This is a genomic window from Acinetobacter ihumii (assembly GCF_900625095.1).
GTDB classification, from domain to species: Bacteria; Pseudomonadota; Gammaproteobacteria; order Pseudomonadales; family Moraxellaceae; genus Acinetobacter; species Acinetobacter ihumii.
Window position 1 is genome coordinate 2,792,434 of the sequence record NZ_LR130760.1, and the last position, 8,368, is coordinate 2,800,801.

The window sequence follows — 8,368 nt, forward strand, 5'->3', positions numbered from 1 at the left end:
CTGAAAACACGATATGATCAACTGTCCAAATTTAAATTGAGTCATTCCGATGTAAGAAAGCCTAACTTATGAATTAGATGGATCAATTGGATGGAAGGAATGATTCTCTGTGGATCATTTTGATTTTATCCACAGAAATAAATGTGACGATTTATCCTCATGCTATTTCTGCTACAATTGCGCCAATTTCAGCTTTCCTACATCTGCGTAATCAATAGAGTTATCGCAAAGATGTTCAATATGAAGATTTATACATGTTTAATGATCAGTTAGCGCAAGAAGTCAGTGCGCGTAGAACCTTTGCCATTATTTCCCATCCCGATGCGGGTAAAACCACCATGACAGAAAAATTGCTGTTATGGGGTAAGGCCATTCAGGTTGCAGGGATGGTCAAAAGTCGTAAATCTGACCGTGCAGCAACCTCTGACTGGATGGAAATGGAAAAAGAACGTGGTATTTCCATTACCACGTCCGTGATGCAGTTTCCTTATAAAAAACATACGATTAATTTGCTCGATACGCCGGGTCATGAAGACTTTTCTGAAGATACCTATCGTACTTTAACCGCAGTTGATTCGGCACTCATGGTGATTGATGGCGCGAAAGGCGTCGAGGAACGAACCATTAAATTGATGGAAGTGTGTCGTATGCGCGATACACCAATCATCTCTTTTGTGAATAAAATGGACCGTGAAATTCGAGAGCCTTTAGAGCTTTTGGATGAAATTGAAAGCGTTTTAAATATTCGTTGTGTACCAATTACCTGGCCTTTAGGCATGGGGCGTGACTTTGCGGGTGTTTATAACATTCTTGAAGACAAACTGTATGTTTACAAGGCAGGTTTTGGCTCAACTATTACTGATATTGAAGTGCGTGACGGTTATGATCATGCCGATATCCGTGAAAAAGTCGGTGAACTGGCATGGTCTTCGTTTGAAGAATCGTTAGAACTGGTGCAAATGGCCAATGAGCCTTTAGATCGTGATTTATTCCTTCAAGGCAAACAAACCCCTGTGCTTTTTGGTACAGCGCTAGGTAACTTCGCAGTCGATCATGTCCTCGATGCCTTTATTCAGTGGGCACCAGAGCCGAAGGCGCATCCAACGCAGGAACGCAGTGTCGAAGCGACTGAAGAAGGCTTTAGTGGTTTTGTATTTAAAATTCAGGCCAATATGGACCCGAAACATCGTGACCGAATTGCCTTTATGCGTATTTGCTCGGGTAAGTACGAAAAAGGCTTGAAGATGAATCACGTGCGTATTGGTAAAGAAGTGCGTATTTCTGATGCACTGACCTTTCTTGCAGGTGAGCGCGAGCATCTGGAAGAAGCATGGCCGGGCGATATTATTGGTCTACATAACCACGGTACTATTCAGATTGGCGATACGTTTACTAGCGGTGAAAAACTACATTTTACCGGGATTCCGCACTTTGCACCTGAAATGTTCCGTCGCGTACGTTTACGTGATCCACTGAAATCCAAACAGCTACAAAAAGGCTTAAAGGAGTTGTCAGAAGAAGGCGCAACCCAAGTCTTTATGCCACAAAATAGCAATGATTTAATTGTCGGTGCGGTCGGGGTGCTCCAGTTTGATGTGGTGGCATATCGTTTAAAAGAAGAATATAAAGTCGATTGTATCTATGAGCCTGTTAACATTAACACCGTGCGCTGGATTTACTGTGATGATGATAAAAAACTCAATGATTTTAAGAAAAAAGCACATGATCAATTGTCACTCGATGGTGGTGGCCATTTGACTTATCTCGCGCCGAGTCGTGTCAATCTGCAAATTATGCAGGAACGTTGGCCTGATATTGAGTTTCGTAATACACGCGAACACTAAATCGCGTAAAACAGCTTCTTTCGGGAAGCTGTTTTTTATTTTAAAGTAGACGCTTTGATCAAGGTGGGAAAGCATGATGCGGATGACGAAACAGCTCTTGATGGTGGGTTTAATCGGGACGTTGTCTATGCTCGGTGCTTGCACAAAACATAAAAATGATCAGACAGCAGAGCAGGAAAAAACAGCTATTTCTCAGGAAAAAGCAGAAGTTTTGCCTTATCTGGATATTCAGGAAGGTCAAGCCAAATATGCATTGCCATTTTGTGAAAAGAAAAACTGTATTGATATTGATATACAAAGTATTCAAACCAAAGATGCTTGGTTAAACACTTGGATTGAGCAAAAACTGGCTTATGTGGTACAGGCTCAAATCGGTCAAAATCAGAAAATCAATCTACAAAAAGCTGTTAATGCCTATATTGCCAAGTCAGATACATGGCAGGATCAATATTCGCGTAATCAAGCCTATGAATTACATATGACCACACGCGTTGCCTCACAGCGTAATGAATATGTCTTATTACAGGTGGGACTCAACTCTAAACAAGAAGAAGTCACAGTTAAAGATCGGTATTATTTCTTTGTGGCGAATCGTAAATTACAAAAAGAAGTCAATATCCTGGATATTTTGCAGAAAAACCAGCAAGAGAAGATGAATCAGATTGTTCAAGATCATTATCAGCAATGGTTAAAGCAACAATCTGCCGAAGTGCAAGCCGAAGCACCACAAAAACTCTATTGGGGGCAAGCCGACTGGTTTTTTGATAGCGAAGGCATTGGACTGCATTACCGTGCCAATCAAATTAGCAAGCAAGCGGGTCAATTCGATATTTACTTATCGACTGTCCAAACCAAAGCGTTGTTACAGCCTGAGATTTATCACAAAATGTTTTAATCTGTATTGAAATTTACACAAAACTGGTCAAGCATGCTCAAGTTACATTAGCATAAATTGAAAATTATTTTTTGTTAGGCAATTAAAATGTTGCAATCTAAAAATCCACAATTTACAAAACCTATGTTTTCATCTGCACATAAAAAACGATCTGCTACAAAGTTGGCTCTAAGCATCGCCGTCTGTACGGTGTTACTGAGTGGCTGTCAGCCCAAATCTAAACCTGAAGATGCTGAGGCAAGACAGAATGCGGCTTCTGAAGTACAAGCGCAGGTATTGGCACTAGAGGGTTCTGCTGTGCGTGTCAATGTGAATATGCCCGATTGTTCTGGCAATAATTGTCCAGAGTTTGTGGTGGAGCGTCTGCAAAGTAATTTTCCATGGATTGATCAAAGAATTGATCAGGAAATTTTAAAAAACTTGAAACAAATTCTGGATATTTCAAAGATTAACCAAAGTGAGCAAGCGGCTTCAACGCCTGCAATTAATCCATCAAAATCGGATAATACTGCGGCGAGTTCTGAGCCTGTGTCCGATCAGCAAAAAATGCAGCAGCAGATTGAACCCTATGCTCAATCTTTTGTGGAGCTGGATAAAGAACTCAAGGCACTCAGTGCCAATCATCAAATCAATATCATGATTAAACCGTCGATTTTAAAATCCCAAGAACCGATTGCGACGGTGGTGTTAAATACCAGCAGCTATTTGGGCGGTGCGCATGGCTCTTCGGCACAGCAATATTACAATTTTGATTTGAAACAACAAAAGCAGATACAGCTCGATCATTTGCTGTTGCCAAATCAGAAAAAATCACTCGAAAGTAAAGCGCATGAGGCATTTAAAGCATGGGTGATGGACGCTAAACTCGCCGATAATGTCGATGATTATGAGCAAGCATGGAAATTTAAGCTTTCAGATAATTTTCTATTAGGTGAACAAGGTTTAATTTTGCAATACGGTGAGTATGAAATTGGACCTTATTCAGCAGGTTTACCGCGGTTGGTCATTCCATATGCTCAACTGTCTGGGATTTTAAAAGCTGAATATTTACCTGATACTCAGGCAGCATCAGAGCCTGTTGTGAATACACCGAAGCAAAAGCCACAGAGTTAATGGATGTATTTTCCACTGTTTGATACGCATACGCATTTTGATGTGCCAGATTTTGACCCTGATCGAAAGGAACTAGCACAGCAAGCGAAAGCTGCCGGCGTGGAGCGGCTGATTTTAATTGGTTTTACCGAGTCGCGATTTTCAGATTTAATTGCTACCCAGCATGAACTCAATTTATTGAATAATGCTCCCCTTAGCTATTTAGCACCGGGGTTGCATCCAGTTTATATTGAGCAACATAAGCCAGAACATCTGCAACGATTGGAGCAAATTTTAAAACAGGAGTCCTGTATCGCGGTTGGGGAAATCGGACTCGATACTTTTTTGCCACAGTACAAACAGCCAGAACTTTATCAAAAACAAAAGCACTATTTTATTGAGCAACTGACGTTAGCAAAGGTTTATCACAAACCTGTGTTATTGCATATTCGCAAAGCCCATGCCGATGTGTTACAGATTTTAAAACAGCAACGCTTTCAACTGGGAGGGATTGCTCATGCCTTCAGTGGTGGGATTGAAGAGGCCAAAGCCTTTGTTCAACTTGGATTTAAATTAGGCATTACTGGACAGATTACTAATCCGAATGCCAAAAAATTGCATCGTGTGGTTGCAGAAGTTGGTGTTGAGCATTTGGTTCTGGAAACCGATTGTCCTGATATGACACCGTTGTGTTGTCAACAATCGAACGGGCAGCGAACCCGAAATACCCCAGTGAATTTACCTTATGTGTTACAAGGTCTAGCCACAAGTTTAGGAGACGATGAAGCATCTGTCGCCGCAAAAGTATGGGAAAATTCACTGAATGCACTCAGACTGACTCACTAAAAAAACAACCACATTCAAAAGTATAACCAAAACAAAACACTCTGCCTTTAAAACTGGCATAAAGTAAAACAAGCCAATGAAACTTTAAAAGAACATAGCCAAACCGGAGGATAGCCGCATGGCCAGCTATAGCAAAATCAATAGTTTTAATGCTTTAAAAACACTTAATGTCGGTTCAGCTCAATATCAGATCTTTAGTTTGCAGCAAGCAAGTCCAAAACTCGGTGATCTTCACAAGCTTCCCAAATCTCTCAAAGTATTATTAGAAAATTTGCTACGTTTTGAAGATGATAAAACCGTTAGTGCCTCGCATATTCAGGCGTTGGTTGAATGGCAAAAAACCAAAACATCCGATCAGGAAATTCAATATCGTCCTGCACGAGTATTGATGCAGGATTTTACAGGTGTACCTGCGGTGGTGGATTTGGCGGCGATGCGCGCAGCCATGGCACAGGCAGGCGGAGATCCTGAAAAAATTAATCCATTATCTCCAGTCGATCTGGTAATTGACCATTCAGTGATGGTCGACCATTTTGCCAATGAACATGCTTTTGAAGAAAATGTCGAAATTGAAATGCAGCGCAATGGTGAACGCTACCAATTCTTGCGTTGGGGGCAGTCTGCATTTGACAATTTTAGTGTAGTGCCACCCGGAACAGGGATTTGCCATCAGGTCAATCTGGAATATTTGGCTCAGGCCGTTTGGACGGGTGAAGATCATGGTCAGACCTTTGCTTTTCCCGATACCTTGGTTGGAACCGATTCACATACCACGATGATCAATGGTTTAGGGGTTTTGGGTTGGGGTGTCGGTGGAATTGAAGCCGAAGCCGCGATGTTGGGGCAGCCCATTTCCATGCTGATTCCTGAAGTGATCGGATTTAAGTTAACAGGAAAATTACCAGAAGGCATTACTGCAACAGATTTAGTGCTGACCATTACGCAAATGCTGCGTCAAAAAGGCGTAGTGGGCAAGTTTGTCGAGTTTTATGGTGATGGGCTGGCAGATTTACCATTGGCAGATCGGGCGACGATTGCCAATATGGCTCCTGAATATGGCGCAACCTGTGGTTTCTTTCCAATTGATGATATCACGCTGGATTATATGCGTTTAACGGGACGTAAAGATGATCGTATTGCATTGGTCGAAGCTTATAGCAAAGAACAGGGATTATGGCGTAATGCAGGCGATGAGCCTGTTTTTACCGACACATTAACATTGGATATGGCAAGTGTTGAAGCCAGTTTGGCAGGACCAAAACGCCCACAGGATCGTGTGGTCTTGGCCAAAGTTCCAGCAACGTTCCAGTCTGTTATGGATTTAAGTTTACAGCCAGCCAAGCCTGAAAAAGAACGTCTTGAAAATGAAGGTGGAGGCGGTACAGCGGTTGATGCACAGCAAGCGAATTTTGAGCATGAAACTCCACATTACATGCTAGATGGTGAACGTTATGAGCTGAATCATGGCGATGTGGTGATTTCAGCGATTACATCCTGTACCAATACCTCTAACCCAAGTGTGATGTTAGCCGCAGGTTTACTGGCTAAAAAAGCCATCGAAAAAGGGTTGCAACGTAAACCATGGGTAAAAAGCTCGCTAGCTCCGGGTTCTAAAGTAGTGACGGATTATCTGGCTGCCGCAGGCTTAACACCTTATCTGGATGAGTTGGGTTATAACCTTGTTGGTTATGGTTGTACCACCTGTATTGGAAACTCTGGTCCTTTACCCGACCCAATTGAAGCTGCCATACAAAAATATGATTTAAACGTGGCATCAGTACTTTCAGGCAACCGTAACTTTGAAGGTCGTGTGCATCCTTTGGTAAAAACTAACTGGTTGGCTTCTCCACCATTGGTGGTGGCTTATGGTCTAGCGGGAACTATTGTAAAGGATTTAACTGCTGAGCCAATTGGACAAGGTAAAAATGGCGAAGACATTTATTTAAAAGATATCTGGCCGAGTAGTGCTGAAATTGCAGAAGTCTTGCAAAAAGTGAATACAGAGATGTTCCATAAGGAATACGCGGCAGTATTTGAAGGGGATGAAAGCTGGCAATCCATTCAGATTCCGCAAAGTAAAACCTACGAATGGGCACAGGATTCAACTTATATTCGTCATCCACCGTTTTTTGAGGGTATAGGCCAACCCCCTGAAGCAATTACCAATATTGATTCGGCACGGATTTTAGCGGTTTTGGGAGATTCAGTCACCACCGATCATATTTCGCCTGCGGGAAATATCAAAAAAGACAGTCCAGCAGGACGTTATTTGCAAGAACATGGCATTGAGCCAAAAGACTTTAATTCCTACGGTTCACGCCGTGGTAATCATGAAGTCATGATGCGTGGTACCTTTGCCAATATCCGCATTAAAAATGAAATGCTAGGTGGTGAAGAAGGCGGTAATACGCTCTATATCCCAACAGGCGAAAAACTGGCAATTTATGATGCTGCGATGCGTTATCAACAGGATGGCACGCCACTGGTTATTATTGCAGGTAAAGAATACGGTACAGGTTCATCCCGTGACTGGGCAGCGAAAGGCACCAATTTATTAGGGGTGAAAGCCGTGATTGCGGAAAGTTTTGAGCGTATTCACCGTTCAAATTTGGTGGGAATGGGGGTATTACCGCTTCAGTTTGTGGATGGGCAAAATCGTCAATCGCTGAACTTAACAGGTCAAGAGCAATTATCGATTTCAGGGCTTTCCGATGAGATTCAACCGCATCAGCATCTTGAAATTACGGTTAAACGTGAAGATGGTTCAACTGATCAATTTAAAGTGTTATGTCGTATAGATACCTTGAATGAAGTCGAATACTTTAAAGCGGGTGGTATTTTGCATTATGTATTGCGTAATTTGATTGCGGCTTAGTGTTTTATTCTCATTAATTATTTTGAAAAAGTCTCATTCTATTGAGGCTTTTTTATTGCCATCATTTGCAGAATACTTTAAATATAAAATTCCTATGTTTTTTAAAGAATTCATTCATGGATCGTGACGTCGCATTTTTAAACATTCAAACAAGATTGGGCTACGATTTCTCAGGCGATATCAAAATAGGCGGTAAATATACTTCTTTAATCGAACATGCTGGTTTGGTATTTATTAGTGGACAAATTCCAAGGGTGGGAGATAGGGTGCAAGTTTGTGGAAAAGTTGGGCTAGAGGTTGATTTATCACAAGCGAAAATCGCTGCCAGTATCAGTACGATGCGTGCCTTGGCAATTTTGAAACAACATTATGGAACTTTGAATATTATTGAAAAAGTTTTACAAATGAATGTATTTGTTCATTCAACTTCAGAGTTTACACAACAGAGTGAAGTCTCAGATGGGGCATCTGAAATTTTGTATGAGGTTTTAGGATTAGCAATTGGACAACATACGCGAACGTCTGTCAGTGTTTGTCAACTTCCCAAGAATGCCTCTGTTGAAATCAACTTTGTGATCGCCGTAAACACATAATCAAGTTTTCATGGAGATGATCTGTCTCTTAAAATTTTCGAGATTTATTTTTAAAAAAGACAGGGTAGAATAGGATCTTTGTTTTATAGCAACGATCTCTGTACACGACAAATTTCACAGAACTCTTATCCTATCAGGCATCTGCCTTCTTAAAATTGCCAGAATTTCCTTAAACTCTTCTTTTTTCCCAAAACCAATTAAACGCTGAATCGCCATTTGAACA

General features: G+C 41.4%; 6 protein-coding genes. All 6 read left to right on the forward strand.

Features of this window, described 5'->3' with window-relative positions; translation table 11 throughout:
• The first annotated feature begins 254 nt into the window (after positions 1-254).
• The 6 genes from E0D95_RS13175 to E0D95_RS13200 all read left to right on the forward strand — a co-directional run bounded on the left by E0D95_RS13175 (position 255) and on the right by E0D95_RS13200 (position 8,145).
• Positions 255-1,844 carry a peptide chain release factor 3 gene (locus tag E0D95_RS13175; protein ID WP_130804347.1) on the forward strand — a complete coding sequence of 530 codons (1,590 nt, stop codon included), beginning with the start codon at positions 255-257 and terminating at the stop codon, positions 1,842-1,844.
• 76 nt (positions 1,845-1,920) lie between these two features.
• Positions 1,921-2,739, forward strand: coding sequence for a hypothetical protein (locus E0D95_RS13180; RefSeq protein ID WP_130804906.1), 819 nt, complete (start codon positions 1,921-1,923; stop codon positions 2,737-2,739).
• A 123-nt stretch (positions 2,740-2,862) separates the two neighbouring features.
• A complete protein-coding gene (locus E0D95_RS13185; RefSeq protein WP_130804907.1) occupies positions 2,863-3,852 on the forward strand; it encodes an RsiV family protein in 990 nt (329 codons plus the stop codon).
• A gap of 3 nt (positions 3,853-3,855) precedes the next feature.
• Entirely contained in the window at positions 3,856-4,677 is an 822-nt protein-coding gene (locus E0D95_RS13190; RefSeq protein WP_130804349.1) for a TatD family hydrolase, read from the forward strand.
• Between the two features lie 118 nt (positions 4,678-4,795).
• Positions 4,796-7,552, forward strand: coding sequence for an aconitate hydratase AcnA (gene acnA, locus E0D95_RS13195; RefSeq protein WP_130804351.1), 2,757 nt, complete (start codon positions 4,796-4,798; stop codon positions 7,550-7,552).
• A 116-nt stretch (positions 7,553-7,668) separates the two neighbouring features.
• Positions 7,669-8,145 carry a RidA family protein gene (locus E0D95_RS13200; protein WP_130804353.1) on the forward strand — a complete coding sequence of 159 codons (477 nt, stop codon included), beginning with the start codon at positions 7,669-7,671 and terminating at the stop codon, positions 8,143-8,145.
• Positions 8,146-8,368 lie beyond the last annotated feature (223 nt).